Source organism: Azospirillum largimobile (genome assembly GCF_977007025.2).
In genome coordinates this window covers 784,780-801,279 of the sequence record NZ_CDRMUA020000003.1, presented here as the reverse complement: position 1 = coordinate 801,279, position 16,500 = coordinate 784,780, and the positions used below count along the sequence as shown (strand labels likewise).

Below are 16,500 nucleotides of genomic sequence, written 5' to 3'. Positions count from 1 at the left end.
ACGACTCTGATCAGCCCGATTTGGCGTCGCCCGCCGCCTTGCCCAGCGCGCTGCCGGCCGACGCACACATGATGCAGGCGATGGCCGCCCACTGCACCCAGTTCAGCCGCTCGCCCAGCATCAGGAAGCCGATCAGCGCCGCCACGGCCGGCGACGCGCTGACGGCGAGGCCGAACACGGGGCTGGGCAGGCGGCGGAGCGCCATCATCTCCAGCGTGTAGGGCAGCATGCTGGACAGCGCCGCCACTGCGAAGCCGACCGCCAGCACGGACGGGACCAGCAATCCGCCGCCGGCATGGGCGACCCCCAGCGGAACCGTGAAGCTGGCGGCGACCAGCATGCCCCAGGCCACCGCCTGCCCGCCGGGCAGGGAAGAGGCGCGCTTGCCGAACACGATGTAGAGCGCCCAGCACAGCGCCGCCGCCGCCGCATAGGCGACGCCGAGCGGATCGAGCGCGGTCGCCGCCTGTTGCAGGGGCAGCAGCAGGGCGAGCCCGGCCGCGGCGCAGGCGATCCACAGGAAGTCCTTCAGCCGGCGGGAGCCGAGCAGCGCCACCGCCAGCGGCCCGGTCACCTCGATGGCGATGGCGATGCCGATGGGGATCAGCTCCATCGCCCGGTAGATCGACAGGTTCATCGCCCCCAGCGTCGTGCCGTAGACCAGCAGGTTGCGCAAATCCCCGCGGCCGGGACGGCTGCGCCAGGGCCGCAGGATCGCCGCCAGCATCAGCGCCGACAGCCCGACCCGCAACGCCGTCACGCCCTCCGCCCCCACCAGCGGGAACAGCGACTTGGCCGATGCGGCGCCGACATATTGCGACAGCAGCGAGGCCAGCAGGAGCAGCAGAGGAAGCGCCGCGGGCTCCGTCCTGCCGGCGGTCGTCGGGTCGGTGGAGGCGTTCGCCACGCTCGGAGGCTCCGGATCAGGGCTGGGTCTGGACAAAAAGATACTGTGACGTCGCGGCGCTGAGCGCTTAAGTTTCGCCCCATCGACGCATCGTTATTTCGCAAGAGCCCCCATGCGCTCAACAACCGCTCGACCGCCGGACCAGCTCGACGACCAGGACCGCGCGATCCTGCGCATCCTCCAGCGCGACAACAAGACCTCGCAGCGGGCCATCGGGGAGGCGGTCAACCTCTCCGCCCCGGCCGTGCAGCGCCGCATCGCCCGGATGGAGGCGGCCGGGATCATCCGCCGCAACGTCGCAGTGATCGACCCGGCCAGCGTCGGCCAGGGCGTGACCGTGGTGGTGGAGGTCCAGACGGTCAACGACCGCTCTCCCGTGATCGCCGCCGCCAAGCGCCTGTTCCGCGAGGCGCCGGAGGTGCAGCAGTGCTATCTGGTCACCGGCAAGGCCAGCTTCGTCCTGATCCTGCTGGTCCCGGACATGGCGAGCTACGAGCTGCTGTCGCGCCGCCTGTTCGCCGACAACGAGCTGGTACAGTCTTTCCAGACCCTGGTGGTGCTCGACCCGGTGAAGGTCACGCTGGAGGTGGACGTTTAGAGCGTTTGCGCCGTTTGGCCGCTCAGTCGTCCCAGTCCTCATAACCCCAATCCTCGGCATCCGGGTCGGCGGTGCCGAGCGGGGCCACGGTCGCGCCGGCGTCCAGCGCCGCGGCAAGCCAGGGCTCCACGCTGGTGACGGGGGACAGCCGGCACCAGCGCCGGCGACGGCCATCCCACCGGCACTGGCCCTGCCGCTTCATCTCCTCCCGCAACTCCCAGGATGGAATGGAGGGGAAGCGCAGTTCCAGGCCGCGGTCGTTCTGGGCGATCTCCACCAGCTCCCCGGACAACGTCGTGTGGGTCAGCCCATTTTCCAGCACCCGGCGCAACTGGCTGGCGCGCTCGTCGCGGAGGCGGGCCTCGGCATCCCGCTGGCGGCGGCGTTCCGCCATGGCGTCGGCGATCCAGTCGGGCGGCTCCTCCAGCACGCGATAGCCGGCACCGCCGCGGGGCCCCGGCGCCTCTTCGATCAGCCCTTCCTGCACGAGATCGGCAAGCATGGCCTTCAGCCGGTCGCGGTCGGTCCGGTTGCCGAGCGGCCGCTGTGCCGCGGCATCCGCGGCGGTGAAGCGCTCGGCGGCACCCCAGCCCTCGTAGAGTCCGGCGGTCAGCGCGTGGAGGTCGGCGATGCGGCTGCGCTGGTCGGCCAACCGCTGGGCGACGATGGCGTTGGGGGCCAAGTCGGTGCGTCCGCTCAGCCCGCAGGTGCTGCATTGCCAGCCGCCGGGATCCGACAGGAGGATGCGCGGCGCGCAACGGCGGTTGCGGCAATGCTCCTCGCTGCCCGGCTCCGGCAGGCCGCGTCCGCTGTCCAACAGGGTGCGGATCGCGTCCAACGGGCTGTCGGCGACGCCCCGCAGCCTGTCCAGCACATCCGCCGGCAGCCACACCTCCGCGCCGCCGGATTCATCGGGTTCGGCGAAGCGGCTGGTCAAACGTCTGCGGTGGGCGGGGGCAAGCAGGGAGAGCACCCGCTCCGCCGTATAGCTCTCGTCGAAGGTATCGGCGAGGGCTTCCGCCAGTTCGGCCAGCGATGCGGTCGACGCCAGGGCGCTCCGGTCATCGGCGGCGACGATGCGGCGGGCCTCGGCAAGGATCTCCGCGCTTGCCTCCGGTTTGCCCGCCCTGTGTCCGTTCTGGCCCTTAGCCGCCATGTCCGCCCTGTTCCGCCCTGGTCCGATGCCGCATTACCCTAACCAAGCTGGTCGTCGGCAAAACGGTGTTCAAGCGCAGGCGGAACGGCCTTCCAAAAAGCGGTGTTGAAGGTGGGCAACCAAAGGCATCGGCGCCCCGCCCAGCGGCAAGGGCGCCGGATATGATGAGGGTTCCCATGCCAGACAGCGCGCATTTCGCTCCGCCCGGCCCGCTCGGCTTCGGTGGCGCTCCCCTGGGCAACATGTTCGAGGAGGTGGCGGACGATATCGCCGAAGCCACGCTCGACGCCGCCTGGGACGCCGGCATCCGCTATTTCGACACCGCTCCCGAATATGGTCCCGGCATTTCGGAACACCGGTTCGGCCATGTCCTGCGCAACCGCCCGCGCGACCAGTTCGTGCTGTCCACCAAGGTCGGGCGGCTGCTCCGCGCGGACCAGAGCAAGGGCGGGCGGCACGGTCCCTTCGTGAAGGGCCTGCCCTTCCGCGTCGATTACGACTACACCGTCGATGGCGTCCGCCGGTCGATCGAGGACAGCCTGCAGCGGCTGGGCATGGCGCGGATCGACATCGCCTATATCCACGACTGCGCCGAGGACGCGCATGGCGACCGCTGGCTGGAGGTCTTCGACACCGCCATGAAGGGGGCCGCCGTGGCGCTCACCCGGCTGCGCGAGGAAGGGGTGATCCGCGCCTGGGGCCTGGGCGTCAACCGGGTGGAGCCCTGCGTCATGGCGCTGGAGCGCGCCGATCCGGACGTCTTCCTGCTGGCCGGCCGCTACAGCCTGCTGAACCAACCGGCGCTCGACGAGCTGTTCCCGCGCTGCGGGGAGCGCGGCGTGCATGTGGTGGTCGGCGGCCCATACAATTCCGGCATCATCGCCGGCGGCAAGACCTTCGAGTATCAGGAGGCGTCATCCGACAAGGTCGCCGCCCGCGACCGTCTGGCGGAGATCGCCGGCCGCCATGGCGTCGATCTGCGCGCGGCGGCCCTGCAGTTCTGCGCCGCCCATCCCGTCGTCGCCTCGGTCATTCCCGGCACCAAGACCCCGTCGCGGGTGCACGAGAACGTCCAACTGATGGCGCAGCCGATCCCCGCCGATTTCTGGCGGGAGCTGAAGGCGTCGGGCGTGCTGCCGGAACAGGCGCCGACGCCGGCTTGATGGCGGCTTGATGGGGGCGGGTGAGCGCCGGCCCGTCAGGCGCTCACCACCATTCCTGGGAAGGCCGCCTCGAACCGGCCAGACTCGATGCCATGGTCCGCCAGCGTGGCGCGCAGCCGCTCGGGCGGTTCCTCGCGCGCCTCGTCGGTCAGGGCGAAAGTGCCCCAATGAATGCCGACGGCCTTCCGCGCCCCGACATCCAACATGATCCGCACCGCTTCTTCCGGGTCGCAATGCTGGGCGGACATGAACCAACGCGGATCGTAGGCGCCGATGGGGATCAGCGCGAGGTCGCAGCCGCCCAGCCGCCGGTGGATCGCCTTGAAGGCCGCCCCGGTGCCATAGCCGGTGTCGCCTGCGAAATAGAGTGTGCCGGCCGGCATGCGCAGGAAGAAGCCGCCCCACAGCGCCATTCGCCGGTCGCGCACCGTCCGCGACGACCAGTGGTTGGCCGGAACGATGTGGACCTCCGCGCCTGCGGCAAGCTCGAACCGGCTCCACCAGTCGCCAACCGCAGTCCTTATTCCGGGAATATGCCTGTGCAGGATGGTGTCGTTGCCGAGCGGCGTGACGACCAGCGGCCGGTCGCGCTCATGCAGCCGCCGCAGGGTGTCGATGTCCATATGGTCGTAATGGTTGTGCGACAGCAGGACGGCGTCGATCCTCGGCAGGTTGTCGAACCGGATGCCCGGCGCCGTCGCCCGCTTCGGCCCGGCGAACCGCACCGGGCTCGCGCGCTCCGACCAGACCGGATCGGTCAGGATGTTCAGCCCCGGCGCCTGGATCAGCGCGGTCGCATGCCCCACCACCGTCACGCGCAACGCGTCGGCCTTCGGTTCCGGCACCGCCGGAGTGACCGGCACCTCGCCCGGCCATTCGACCTTCCGGCGGCCGAACTGCCAGCGCAGCAGCTGGCGCAGCGAGCGGTCGGTGTCCGGCTCTCCCGGATTGAAGAAGCGCACCCCATCGAAGTTCGAGGAGACGGGTCCTTGCCAGTAGGGATTGCGCATGCGGGACGGATCCTCCGTGTCGTGGCGGTGACGGCCTGGGACATCAACATTTGCGCAGCCTGGGCCATGCTTGAAAGGGGGAGTGCCGCAAATCGCTCCGAAGGCGGATCGCCACTGGACCGCTGGCGGGTGGGCAGGCTACTGTGCCGCCTTGATTCATGGTTTGATCCCGGTTTGGACCCAATGCAATCCGATACGCCGACCGACGAGCAGCACCGCGCGATCCAGGCGATCGATGCATGGTACATGGACGATCAGGCGCCGCAGGTCTTCTGGCTTGCCGGAGAGGCGGGAACGGGGAAGAGCAAGACCACCGCCTTCGTGCTGGAGCATCTGCAGGAACGCCGTCGGCTGAGGGATTATGTGGTCGGCGCGCCGACCGGCAAGGCCGCGCAGGTCCTGCGCCAGAAGGGGATCGAAGGGGCGGCGACCCTGCACTCGCTGCTCTACGCCCCGCGCAAGGACGGCGACACCGGCGAGCTGTTCTTCGCCCGCCGCAGCGACGGGCCGATGGCCGATGCCGACCTGATCGTTTGCGACGAAGGGTCGATGATCGGCGACGACGTGGCCCGCGACCTTCTGCGGACGGAAAAGAAGATCCTGGTGATCGCCGACGACTATCAGCTGCCGCCGGTCTCCGGCCAGGGGCTGTTCACCAGCGGCGAGCCGGATTTCCGCCTGACCGAGCCGCACCGCACCGCGCGGGAAAGTCCCGTGATCCGGCTCGCCCACCTGCTGCGCCGGCAGGAGATGCCCCGCCGCTTCGGTGCCGTCGGCAAGGTCCATGTCCTGCCGCTGGAACGCAGCACCCAGTCCCTGGTGATGCGTCCCTCGTCGCAGGCGATCTGCGGCACTCACCGCGTCCGCACCACCTACACCAAGCGGATGCGCTCGCTGCTCGGCCATGAATCGGTGATGCCGCAGACGGGGGAGCGCGTCATCTGCCGGCGCAACCAGAAGGACGAGGGGCTCTATAACGGGATGATCGGCTCGCTGACCCGTCCCGCGGCCGAGGCCCAGGGGCGCGACGCCGGCCTGTGGTCGCTGGGCGTGCAGATGGAGGACGAGGTGCGGTCCCGCGGCAAGCTGATGGTCCATCCCTGGATGTTCCAGGCCCATTATGCCGAGGGCATGGTCCAGCCGCGGGTGGGCAAGGACATCCAGGTCTATGATTGGGCTTGGCTGATCACCTGCCATGCTGCCCAGGGGTCGGAATTCCCGTCGGTCACGGTGGTGGACGACTCGGCCGCCTTCCGGGAGCACCGCTGGCGCTGGCTCTACACCGCCGTCACCCGGTCGCGCGACGAACTGGTGCTTCTGCTGCGCAATGCCGCGCTTGGCGGACCGTGGCAGCTGCCGGATTTCGACGACTGCCTGCCGGACCGAGCGAGCGCTCGATAAATTGAAGTGATCGAACGCATCAGGTCTTTGCGTTGGATGTGATCGATCACGGTCTCCATACTCCCTGGATCGGAGCGGCACCGCCTCCCGCCGCACCGCCTTTGGAGACCCGTTCCATGCCCCCAGACGCCGTGGCACCCGCGAGGCCGGTGCCGGGACAGCCCGTCCTCGCCAATATCCGCACCCATATCCGCGCCGTTGTGCCCGGCGTCGCCCTGTGCGCCGCGGTCACGGCGCTGGCCTTCGTTGCCGTCTGGGGGGAGGCGCGGCTTTTCGGCGAAGCGTGGATCGAGGCGCTGGTGCTGGCGATCCTGATCGGAACCGCGCTGCGCACGATGTGGACGCCGCCCGCGCTGTGGCGGCCGGGCATCGCCTTCTCGGCCAAGATCCTGCTGGAGGTGGCGGTCGTGCTGCTCGGCGCAACGGTCAGCGCCGCCACCATCCTGGCGGCGGGACCGGCGCTTCTGCTGGGCATCGCCGCCGTGGTGGCGGTGGCGGTTGCGGCGGGGTTCGGGATCGGGCGGCTGCTCGGCCTGCCTCCGCGCATGGCGCTGCTGGTCGCCTGCGGCAATGCCATCTGCGGCAATTCGGCCATCGCCGCGGTGGCGCCGGTGATCGATGCGGACAGCGAGGACGTCGCCGCCTCCATCGCCTTCACCGCAGTGCTGGGGGTGGCCGTGGTGCTTGGCCTGCCCCTGATCGGCCTGGGTCTGCAGCTGAGCGGGGTGCAGTATGGCGCGCTGGCGGGGCTGACCGTCTATGCCGTGCCGCAGGTGATCGCCGCCGCCGCCCCACTGGGCACCACGGCGGTGCAGGTCGGCACGCTGGTGAAGCTGGTGCGCGTGCTGATGCTGGGGCCTGTCTGCCTGATTCTGTCGCTGCTGGCGCCCCGGCTGAACGGCGATGTGCCCGGCGCTTCGCATCCGGCCGCACCGCCGGTCCATCATCTGGTGCCGTGGTTCATCCAGGGCTTCCTGGCGATGATCGCCCTGCGCTCCCTCGACCTCATTCCGCAGGCCGCCCTGGTGCCGATGGGGCATGCGGCGACCCTGCTGACCGTGGTGTCGATGGCGGCGCTCGGGCTGGGGGTCGATGTGCGGACGGTGGCGCGGGCGGGTGGGCGGGTGACCGCGGCGGTCGTCCTGTCCCTTCTGATGCTGGGCGCGGTCAGCCTCGGCCTGATCCATGTGATCGGCCTGGCCTGAAAACGGGCGGGATTCTACATCCGGCAATCGAAGGCCGCATTGACCCAGATTAATGCGTGAATCTGCCGGTGTGCGATCCTGACCTCATCAAGTCCCCGCCACCCCCGAGCCCCTTCTGCGGCACCGGAGGTCGCGCCGGGCCCCGCGGGAGAGCGGCCGTTCAGGTCCATTCCGCGCGCCGAACAAGGAGTTTGGTCATGCGTCAACCGTTGCAGATCGCCTTCCGCAACATCGACCCGTCTCCCGCCCTGGAGCATCTGATCCGCGAGCATGCCGAAAAGCTCGACCGTTTCTTCGGTCGCATCCTGGCCAAGCGCGTGGTCTTCGAGGTTCCCCACCGCCACCAGCATCAGGGCAAGCAGTTCACCGTCCAGATCGCCCTGACCGTCCCCGGAGAGGAACTGGTCGTCCACAGCGACAAGTCCGGCGGCCATGGCCACGAAACCGCCGATGCGGCCATCCGCGATGCCTTCGACGCCGCCCGCCGTGTCCTGGAACGCTTCGCCGAGCGGCACCGGCACGAGGTGAAGTCCCATACTCCGGCGCCCGACGCCGCCTTGTCGTAAGCGACCCGTCCGGCATTTCCGCGTCTATCCGCCCAGCGCCACGCCCGTCCGACCATCCCGGACGGGCGTGGCGTTTTTGCTGTTTAGGCTATTTTGACAAGATTATAGTGTATAATATTTGGAAAAGGCGATTAAACAACACAGCGCAAATCAAAATCCTACTTGATGAATAGCCATTCCTGGTGTTCAATCCTCCAGACCCCCGTCGGGCGCGGTCCGCATCGCCCCGGTCATCCCGTTGCAGGAGCATGGATCCATGACGATCGGCACCACCTCCGCCCCTGCCCCCGCTTCCCCCCAGGCCTCGGTCGATCAATTGGTCGGCGTGATCGGCGAGAATCTGCGCGGCTTCCGCCGACGCCAGGGCCTGTCGGTGGATGGGCTGGCGCAATTGTCCGGAACGGATCCGGCGCTGCTGGCGGCCATCGAGGAGGGGCGCCAGCGCCCGGACATCGGCACCTTGTGGACGGTCGCCAAGGCGCTGGACCTGTCCTTTTCCAGCCTGCTCAGCACCGGCGGCGATGCCGGGACCACGGTGATACGGCGGGCCGAGCAGCGCAGCCTGACCTCCCGCGACGGCCGCTTCACCTCGCGCGCGCTGTTCCCGCTCAAGGGAGAGCGGCAGGTGGAATTCTATGAGCTTCGCCTGTCGCCGGGTGCCGACGAGTCCTCCGACGGCCATTCCCCGGGCACGGTCGAGAACATCCTGGTCGGCCGCGGCCGGGTCGAGGTCACCACCGCCGATGGCGAGCATCGGCTTGAAGAGGGCGACTCGATCCTGTTCGAGGCCGACGTTCCCCATCGCTACCGCAATGCCGGCGACGGCGAGGCGGTGCTGTATCTCGTGATGTCCTACATCCTCTGAGCATGGGGAGATCTCGGATGCCGGATACCCTCCTGCCGCTTCACCGCGATCTGCTCGACCCCCAGGTTGCCGCACTGGGCGAACTGGCCGCCCGCGCCGGACTGGTGCCGGCCGATCCGCTGCGCCTGCCGCTGGCCGAGGTGCGCGACGCGGCGGAGCGCTACCACCTCTTCCTCAACGGCCCGGCACTGCCTGCCGATGTGCGGGAGGTCGAGGCAGCCGGCCCCGCCGGTCCGCTGCGCCTGCGTCTGATCCGGCCGCCGGCCGACGACGATCATACGGGCGGCCATCCCCTGCCGGTGCTGATCTACTTCCATGGCGGGGGCTTCGTCCTGAACTCCGTCGACACCCATGACCGGCTGCTGCGGCTTCTGGCCCGGCACAGCGGTGCGGCGGTCTGCGCCGTCGCCTACAGCCTTGCCCCGGAGCGGCGCTTCCCCCATCAGCGGGATGAAGCGCTGGCCGCCCTGCGCTGGGTGGTGAGGCATGGCGCCGGCCATGGGCTGGACCCGGAGCGGATCGCCGTCGGCGGCGACTCGGCGGGGGCCAACCTGGCGCTCGGTCTGGCGCTCGATGCACGGAACGAGCCCGGACCGCCGCTGTCCTTCGGCATGCTGTTCTACGGCATGTTCGCCCATGACTTCGATACGGAGTCGCACCGGCTGTTCGGCGGCGGGCGCTATGGCCTGACGACGGAGCGGATGCGCTGGTACTGGCGGCAATATCTCGGCCATGGCGGGATCACCCGCGATCCGGCCGCCGCCCCGCTGCTTGCCGAGCTGCAGGGGCTGCCGCCGCTGCATGTGGTGGCGGCCGGGCTGGACTGTCTGCGCGACGACAGCCTGCGCCTTGCCCAGCGGCTGGAGATGGCGCGGATTCCGCACCGTCTGGTGCTGCACGACACGCTTCCCCATTCCTTCGCCAGCATGACCCGCCATGTCCGGACGGCGGAAGCGGCGGTGGTCCTGGCCGCCGGGGAGGTTCGCCGCCACCTGCTGCGGTGAACCACCGATCGGGTGGGCTGTTGTCTGCTCCAGGCGCCCGCACTTAGGGGGCGTCGATGCCAAGGGAGAGCAGACCATGACGACCACCCGATGCCGCCGCATCCTCGCGCCTTGCGTTGCGGCGCTGGCCCTGATCGCCGGCACCGCCCTGGCCCAGCCCGCCAATCCGTCCGCCAACCAGCCGGGCTCCGCCGCGATGCCGGGGCATGACCGGATGCAGGGGCACGCCCAGGACCACGCCCGGGGTGATGCCATGCCCTCCGATCACCTGCCGCAGGACCAGTTGACCCGGGATCCGGCCTCGCAAGCCTACATGGACGGCATGCGCAAGATGAACCGCGACATGCGAAAGCCGATGACCGGCGATGCCGACCAGGACTTCGCGCGCATGATGCTGTCCCACCACCGGGGAGCCATCGACATGGCGAAGGTCCAGCTGCAATACGGCAAGGATCCGGAACTCCGGGCCTTGGCCCAGAAGATCGTCGACGACCAGACCAGGGAGATCGCGCAACTGCAGGATTGGCTGAAGCGGCGTCCGGCCAAGCCGGCACAGAATGAAGGGGCTGCCGCGAAGACGCCGAAATGATGTGAATCCCGCCTGACCGGATGTTCCTGCTTGCGCGTGCGATGCACATTATGGTTGCATCTGCTATTGTTTTAAGCAGGCCCCCCGGAAAATGATCGAAAGCGCCAGCATCATTCTGGAGCGGCATAACGCCACCCTCGTCGGGTCGGGGGATGAGACGCTCGTCCTCATTCCCGGCTTCGGCACCGAACAGTCGGCTTGGCGCCATGTCGTGGATGCCTTCAAGGACCGCTACCGCATCCTGTCGTTCGATCTGGCAGGGGTCGGGCCGGCCAATCAGATCCACTACGACCATGCCCGCTACGGCACGCTGGACGCCTATGCCCGCGACGTCGTCGCGGTTCTCGGCGCCCTCAAGGTGGAGCGCTGCGTCTGCGTCGGCCATTCGGTCGCGGGCATTGTGGTGGCGCTCGCCTCGGTCAAGGCCCCCCGCCTGTTCCGCAAGCTGATCCTGCTGGGAGCTTCGGCCAGCTACCGCAACATCGGCAGCTATCGCGGCGGGTTCGAGCGTGCGGACATAGACCGCCTGATCGACAGCGCCACCCGCGATTACCTGCGCTGGACCGCAAGGTTCGGACAGATGGTCGTGTCCGCCCCGGCGGAGGATCCGACCGTGCGCGAATTCGTCGCCACCTTGCAGGCGATGCGTCCGGACATGGCCCTGTCGCTGCTGCTGACCATTCTGCAGAGCGACCTCCGCAGCCGCCTGCCCGAGGTGACGGTGCCGGCGGTCGTCCTCCAGACCCGCGAGGACTCCGCGGTCCCTCGGGAAGCGGCGGAGTATCTGCGCGACCATCTGGCCGGCAGTGTCCTCGAGGTGCTCGACGCGTCGGGGCATCTGCCCCACATGTCGGCCCCCGGGACGGTGATCGACGCGCTGAACCGCCACCTGCCGTAAGGTCCGCCGGCCGGGGCCGTCACTCCATTCCAATGGGCAGGGTGAAGGTGAACCGGCTGCCGTTGCCGTCACTGTCCGCCGACAGCGTCCCGCCATGGGCGGACATGACCGAACGGCAGATGGACAGCCCCATTCCCATGCCGCTGTCCTTGGTGGTGAAGAAGGGATCGAAGATCCGCGCCAGGATGCCGGGGGAAATGCCGCTGCCGGTGTCGCCGACGCTGACCGCGAGCAGGCCGTCCGCCACCCGGCTTTGCACCAGAAGCTCGCGCTGTCCGCCATGGCCGGCCATCGAATCCAGCGCGTTGGTGACGAGGTTCAGCACCACCTGCTGCAGCTGGGTGCGGTCACCCCGGACCTGGACGCCGCCGCTGCGGAGATCGGCGGTCAGGCGGACGCCGCGCTTGCCGATCTCGTCGGCGGTCAGGGTCAGCACCTCCTCCACCAGGGGATCGACGGACAGCGGTTCCAGCACCAAGGGGGCCTGCTTCGCGAGCGACCGCAGCGCGCGCAGGATGTCGGCGACGCGCAGGCCGGCGGTGCGGATGTCCTCCAGGTTCGACAGGGCCTCCGCCACGTCGGGGGTGGGGGCTTTCAGCCAGCGCAAGCTGGCCCCGGCGCTGGCGACGATCCCGGCGAGCGGCTGGCTGATCTCGTGCGTGATGGAAGCCGCCAGTTCCCCCATGACCGTCAGATGGCTTGCCCGCGCCAGATCGGCGCGCGCGACGCGAAGGGCCGCCTCCATCTCCTGGCGGCGGCGGTTCTCCAGCATCAGGTCGGTGTAGAGCCGGGCCGCCTCCAGCGCGTTGGCCGCCTGCGGGGCCAGCACCTCCAGCATCGCCGCCTTGCGCGGGGTGAAGACGTCCAGCGCGAGGTCGTTTTCCAGATAAAGGACGCCGACCAGCCGCCCCTGCTTGATCAGCGGCTGGCAGAGGAAGGAACCCGCCTTCCCGCCTACCGCCGCCGCATCGCCGGAGGAGAGCGTCCGCCGGGTGCGCAGCACGGTGTGCAGGACGGCGGCCGGCACCTGATCCTCCGCCGGCACGTCGTCGGCCAGCCTGACCACGATGTCGCTGTCGACCACGGTCGCGGTCGCCTCCACCCATGGCTCGTCCCCGCGTATCAGCAGCAGGGCGCCGCGCCGGGCGCCGGCATGGACGATCATGGCGACCATCAGCCGTTCGACCAGCCGGTCCAACAGAATCTCTTCCGACAGGGCATGGGCCGTCTTCAGCACCAATTCCATATCCAGATCCTCGATGCCCTGGCGGGCATCGGCGGGGCCGTCGGCGGCCAGGAAGGGGAATTCCGCCTCCAGCCCCTTCACCTTGGCCAGCGCCCCCCAGCGCCGGTAGGTGGCCGCCGCCAGCCTCAACTGGTCGCGGGCGGCATAGCCAAGCTGCAGCGACCGGGCATGGCGGCCGGCCAGTTCGTGGGCCAGTGCCTGTTCGTGGGAAAAGCCGGCGGCGGCGGCGGCCGCCGCGGAGTCGTCGTAGAGCCGCATCGCCTCGACGTCGCGGCCGTCCAGCCGCGCCAACTCCGCATCGACCAGGGCCAGCTTGTTCCGGAAGGTCAGCGGATTGATGCCGGCCCACAGGGCCAGCCGCCGGCGGCAGTGCGCCACCTCGTCCCGTGCCGCCGCGGGATCCGTCCCGGAATCCTGGGTGTGCAGCACGGCGTTGTAGAAGGTCAGCTCGCCGACCGAGATATGGTGATGCACCGCCCAGGTCATGCCGAAAGCCGGCGTCAGGTTGGCCCGCGCCAGGACGAAGTCGCGGTGGTACAGGGCAGCTTGTCCGCGTAGCTGCCAAGTCCAGAAATACAGCGCCGACATCGGCGTGCGGCCCGGTGCCGTCACGGGGTCGAGGAAGGCCGCCTCCCAGGCACCCACCGTCTGGCCGGCGTCCTCCTGCAGCGACAGCACGTATTCCCGCTGGGTCGACATCAGATCGACGATGTCGTCGAACCCCGCGTCCCGCGCGATGGCGATCAGCGGGTCGGTCTCCTCCCGCACCACGGACAGCCGCTCCCCCATCGCCAGCAGGTCGGAAACGATGTGGTTGCAGCTGTAGCAGAGCATGCGCAGCTCGGCGCTCCGGTGTCCGACCCTCTTCGCCTCGCGCACATGGGCAAGGCCGTAGGACAGCGGCTGCGTCCAGGGGCTGACCTGATCCAGCGCCACCAGCACCGGGGTGCGGTAGCGCTCGAAACCGTGGCGGTCCACCATCTCCAGCGCGGCGGAGGCGCAGGCGAACCCCTCCTCATATTTGTCGAAGACGGTCGCGAGGGAGACGCCGAACCATGCGATTCCCTGGGCCGAGGCGGCGGTCACGCCATGCTTCAGCGTCAGCTCCACCATCCTGGCGAAATGAAGATGCAGCAGGTCCCCGGACTTGTAGAAGAAGGCCGCCTCCAGCGCCGTCAGCAGCGCCATGGCGGCTTCCATCCGCGGATCGTCCATCGCCGGCAGGTCGGCCAGGGCCGAGACCGGCCGGCCGTCCAGTAGGCGCCTGATCTCGTCGTAGGCGGCGGCGACCGCCCCCGGCGGCGGTTCGGCGGGCAGCTCGATCCCCAGCAGCGCCAATCCCTCCAGCGCCACCCGCACCGCGCCGCGGAAATCCGACGCCACCGTCAGCCGCGCGGCCTTCAGCCGATACGCCTCCGCGCCGTCGATGGCGCCGTCGGCATGGCGGAACAGCGCTTCGATGGCGCGGTCCGCCCCCACTGCATCGCCGCTCGCCAGCAGGCATTCGGCGGTCAGCACCGCCGCCCGCCAAGCCAGCGGGTAGGAGCGGGTCCAGCGCTCCTCCCCCAGGATGCGGTCGGATCCTGCCAGATAGGTCAGCGCCCGGCCGCGCGCCGCGGCGGCCACCGCCTGACCCGCCGCGTCGATCAGGGTGCCGGCGAAATCTTCGGCCCGTTCGGCGCACAGCGGGGCACCGAACGACAGCTCGATCTGCGCGGCGATCCTGAACAGCTCCTCCGGACCGCGGTCGGGCCACAGATCCAGCATGGCCGAGGCGATCACCGCATGCTGTGCCGGGCGGTCCGCTTCCGGCGTCAGCCCATAGGCGGCCTCCTGCACGCGGTCATGCACCAGCACCCATCCGCAGGATTCCCCGTGCAGCACCAGCCCGGCCGCTGCCGCGGGCGCGAGTGCTGCCTGCACCGCGGCGGGCGGCAGGCCGGCGACCGATGCGAGCAGCCGCTCGTCGGCGCCGTTTCCGACACAGGCCAGCAGCCGCACCGCGTTCCGGCTGGCGGCCGGCAACCGGCGCAGGCGGACGACCAGCAGGTCGGTGACCGTATCGCCGCCCGGCAGCAGGGCCGTCGTGCCCTCCGTCCATGTCCAGGCCGAGCGGCCGGCGTCGTGGCGCAGCGTCCCGTCATCCGCCAGCGTGCGGAGAAGCTGCAGGATGTGCAGCGGGTTGCCGCCGGTCTTCTCGCCGATCAGCCGCAGCAGGTCCTCCGCCCGGTCGACCGGTTCGTCCAGCACCGCGGCGACCAGGGCGGCGGTGGCCTGCGGGCCGATCGGCGGCAGGGCGATCCATGCAGGGGCCGTGGCGCCATCCCGCAAGGTCGACAGGAAGCCGCGGAAACCCGGCCGGATGTCGGCGCTGGTGTCCCGGTAGGCGGCGATCACCACCAGCCCCCGCGGCGGGCTGTCGGCGATGGCGCGGATGAAGTCCAGCGTGGCCTCGTCGGCCCATTGCAGGTCGTCCAGGAACAGCAGGACCGGCGCGCCGGGACGGGCGAAGGCCTGCAGGACACCGGTCAGTATGCGGCGGATGCGCAGCGGTTGCCGGCTCGACGGATCGTCCAGCGTATGGCCGGCCGCTCCGGTCACCGGCTCGAATTCCGGCAGCAGGTGGAGGAACAGGGCCATCTGCCCGTCCAGCCGTTCGGCCAGACCGGCGCGCAACTCCTCCAGTTCCTCCAGCGGACCGGCGACCACCCCGGCCGCCAGCCGGCGCAACGCCTGGAGCACCGGGGCGTAGGGAACGGCCGGCTGATACTGGTCGGTCTTGCCGGCGGCGATGCGGGCATCCGCCGGCAGCCGGTGCCGCATGAAGTCGGCGACCAGCGCCGACTTGCCCGATCCGGGGGCGCCGCCGATGAAGACCAGCTGCCCCCGTCCGCCCCCCGCGGCACGGGCATAGGCATCGCCCAGCCGGCCGAGCTCCTCCTCCCGTCCCAGCAGGGCGTCGGGCAGCGCCAGCCGGCGGATGCGGTCGGCCCGCGCCAGTTCGAAGGAAGGAATGTGCCGATGGGCGGACCAGTCCCGCAGGCAGCGCGTCAGGTCGTCGGCCAGCGAAGCGGCGCTATGGTATCGGTCGTCGGGCGACTTGGCGATCAGCTTCAGGATCAGGGCGTCCACCATCGGCGGAACGTCCGGACGCAGGCTGCCGGGGGAGGGGGGCCGCACCGCCATATGGGCGTGCAGCCACTGCGCGGCGGACTCGCCGGTCAGCGGCAGGCGGCCTGCCAGCAGTTCGAACAGCAAGATGCCCAGCGCATAGAGGTCGCTGCGCTCGTCGCTTGGCTGCCCCTCCGGTCCGGCGGTTTCCGGTGCGGTGTAGGCAGTGGGCCGCCGTCCGGTCTCGCCGCATGCCTGTCCCGCCTGGAATCCGGTCAGGCGGACCCTTCTACCCGGGGCGAGGATCAGGGCCTGCGGATGCAGGGCGCCATGCAGCAGATGGCGTCTGTGGGCCTCGGCCAGTGCCGCGGCGGCCTGGGCGGCGACCTCCAGGAACTGGATGAGGGGCGGCCTGTGCAGGGTGGACAAGGGCAGCCCGCCATCGTCCGGGTAGAGCAGAGCCGGTCCGTCGCGGGTCAGCCGCAAATCCACCGGGACCAGCGCCCAATCCCCGTCCAGCAGGGGTTTCAGGCTCAGCTCGTGGTCCATCTGCCGGCCGGCGGCCTCGTTGGCCCAGCCGGCCCGTGCGGCCAGCCAACTGACCCCATCGGCCCCGGTCAGCCGCAGCAGGCTGCGGTTCCCGTCGGTGGACAGCAGTTCGGGGCGGGCGTCGTCCAGCCACTCCGCAGACGGTACCGCGGGCCGGGTGGGAGCAGGTGTTTCCCTGTCCCGGAGAGGATCGATTCCGGACGCCATCGGACCTTGCTGGCTGCGTGAAAGG

Annotated in this window: 13 protein-coding genes; 9 read left to right on the top strand and 4 right to left on the bottom strand. The window is 69.8% G+C overall.

Annotated features, from left to right (window positions below):
• Positions 1-10: 10 nt before the first annotated feature.
• Positions 11-907, bottom strand: a complete 897-nt coding sequence (locus ACWPKK_RS21190; protein ID WP_452007978.1) for an EamA family transporter — start codon at positions 905-907, stop codon at positions 11-13.
• Between the two features lie 112 nt (positions 908-1,019).
• On the opposite strand from ACWPKK_RS21190, the gene ACWPKK_RS21185 reads away from it, so the two are divergent.
• Positions 1,020-1,505 (top strand): Lrp/AsnC family transcriptional regulator, encoded by a 486-nt coding sequence (locus ACWPKK_RS21185; protein ID WP_452007976.1) that lies wholly within the window; start codon positions 1,020-1,022, stop codon positions 1,503-1,505.
• Between the two features lie 22 nt (positions 1,506-1,527).
• On the opposite strand, the gene ACWPKK_RS21180 is transcribed toward ACWPKK_RS21185, so the two are convergent.
• On the bottom strand, positions 1,528-2,661 hold the full coding sequence (locus ACWPKK_RS21180; protein WP_452007973.1) for a hypothetical protein: 1,134 nt from the start codon (positions 2,659-2,661) through the stop codon (positions 1,528-1,530).
• Between the two features lie 176 nt (positions 2,662-2,837).
• Here ACWPKK_RS21180 and ACWPKK_RS21175 point away from each other — a divergent pair, with 176 nt between their 5' ends.
• Positions 2,838-3,824, top strand: coding sequence for an aldo/keto reductase (locus ACWPKK_RS21175; RefSeq protein WP_452007970.1), 987 nt, complete (start codon positions 2,838-2,840; stop codon positions 3,822-3,824).
• Between the two features lie 35 nt (positions 3,825-3,859).
• Here the strand turns inward: ACWPKK_RS21175 and ACWPKK_RS21170 are convergent, their stop codons facing one another.
• A complete protein-coding gene (locus ACWPKK_RS21170) occupies positions 3,860-4,834 on the bottom strand; it encodes an MBL fold metallo-hydrolase (protein WP_452007968.1) in 975 nt (324 codons plus the stop codon).
• A gap of 183 nt (positions 4,835-5,017) precedes the next feature.
• Between ACWPKK_RS21170 and ACWPKK_RS21165 the strand changes: the two genes are divergently transcribed.
• The 7 genes from ACWPKK_RS21165 (at position 5,018) to ACWPKK_RS21135 (ending at position 11,362) form a co-directional block, all read left to right on the top strand.
• Positions 5,018-6,235, top strand: coding sequence for an ATP-dependent DNA helicase (locus tag ACWPKK_RS21165; protein WP_452007965.1), 1,218 nt, complete (start codon positions 5,018-5,020; stop codon positions 6,233-6,235).
• A 116-nt stretch (positions 6,236-6,351) separates the two neighbouring features.
• On the top strand, positions 6,352-7,440 hold the full coding sequence (locus ACWPKK_RS21160; RefSeq protein WP_452007962.1) for a YeiH family protein: 1,089 nt from the start codon (positions 6,352-6,354) through the stop codon (positions 7,438-7,440).
• A gap of 197 nt (positions 7,441-7,637) precedes the next feature.
• Positions 7,638-8,006 (top strand): HPF/RaiA family ribosome-associated protein, encoded by a 369-nt coding sequence (locus tag ACWPKK_RS21155; RefSeq protein ID WP_310115673.1) that lies wholly within the window; start codon positions 7,638-7,640, stop codon positions 8,004-8,006.
• A gap of 256 nt (positions 8,007-8,262) precedes the next feature.
• Positions 8,263-8,871, top strand: coding sequence for a helix-turn-helix domain-containing protein (locus ACWPKK_RS21150; RefSeq protein ID WP_452007960.1), 609 nt, complete (start codon positions 8,263-8,265; stop codon positions 8,869-8,871).
• Positions 8,872-8,888: 17 nt separating this feature from the next.
• Positions 8,889-9,875, top strand: a complete 987-nt coding sequence (locus tag ACWPKK_RS21145; protein ID WP_452007958.1) for an alpha/beta hydrolase — start codon at positions 8,889-8,891, stop codon at positions 9,873-9,875.
• Positions 9,876-9,951: 76 nt separating this feature from the next.
• Entirely contained in the window at positions 9,952-10,464 is a 513-nt protein-coding gene (gene copM, locus ACWPKK_RS21140) for a CopM family metallochaperone (protein WP_452007956.1), read from the top strand.
• Positions 10,465-10,555: 91 nt separating this feature from the next.
• Positions 10,556-11,362: an alpha/beta fold hydrolase gene (locus ACWPKK_RS21135; RefSeq protein WP_452007953.1), complete on the top strand. Its 807-nt coding sequence runs from the start codon at positions 10,556-10,558 to the stop codon at positions 11,360-11,362.
• A 19-nt stretch (positions 11,363-11,381) separates the two neighbouring features.
• Here the strand turns inward: ACWPKK_RS21135 and ACWPKK_RS21130 are convergent, their stop codons facing one another.
• Positions 11,382-16,475 carry a trifunctional serine/threonine-protein kinase/ATP-binding protein/sensor histidine kinase gene (locus ACWPKK_RS21130; RefSeq protein ID WP_452007951.1) on the bottom strand — a complete coding sequence of 1,698 codons (5,094 nt, stop codon included), beginning with the start codon at positions 16,473-16,475 and terminating at the stop codon, positions 11,382-11,384.
• Positions 16,476-16,500: the final 25 nt, after the last annotated feature.

Coding starts and splice junctions, on each gene's coding strand:
- ACWPKK_RS21180 (WP_452007973.1), bottom strand. CDS start 2,661: ATGGCGGCTAAGGGCCAGAACGGACACAGGGCGGGCAAACCGGAGGCA.
- ACWPKK_RS21150 (WP_452007960.1), top strand. CDS start 8,263: ATGACGATCGGCACCACCTCCGCCCCTGCCCCCGCTTCCCCCCAGGCC.
- ACWPKK_RS21135 (WP_452007953.1), top strand. CDS start 10,556: ATGATCGAAAGCGCCAGCATCATTCTGGAGCGGCATAACGCCACCCTC.
- ACWPKK_RS21130 (WP_452007951.1), bottom strand. CDS start 16,475: ATGGCGTCCGGAATCGATCCTCTCCGGGACAGGGAAACACCTGCTCCC.
- ACWPKK_RS21165 (WP_452007965.1), top strand. CDS start 5,018: ATGCAATCCGATACGCCGACCGACGAGCAGCACCGCGCGATCCAGGCG.
- ACWPKK_RS21155 (WP_310115673.1), top strand. CDS start 7,638: ATGCGTCAACCGTTGCAGATCGCCTTCCGCAACATCGACCCGTCTCCC.
- ACWPKK_RS21175 (WP_452007970.1), top strand. CDS start 2,838: ATGCCAGACAGCGCGCATTTCGCTCCGCCCGGCCCGCTCGGCTTCGGT.
- ACWPKK_RS21170 (WP_452007968.1), bottom strand. CDS start 4,834: ATGCGCAATCCCTACTGGCAAGGACCCGTCTCCTCGAACTTCGATGGG.
- ACWPKK_RS21185 (WP_452007976.1), top strand. CDS start 1,020: ATGCGCTCAACAACCGCTCGACCGCCGGACCAGCTCGACGACCAGGAC.
- ACWPKK_RS21160 (WP_452007962.1), top strand. CDS start 6,352: ATGCCCCCAGACGCCGTGGCACCCGCGAGGCCGGTGCCGGGACAGCCC.
- ACWPKK_RS21145 (WP_452007958.1), top strand. CDS start 8,889: ATGCCGGATACCCTCCTGCCGCTTCACCGCGATCTGCTCGACCCCCAG.
- copM (WP_452007956.1), top strand. CDS start 9,952: ATGACGACCACCCGATGCCGCCGCATCCTCGCGCCTTGCGTTGCGGCG.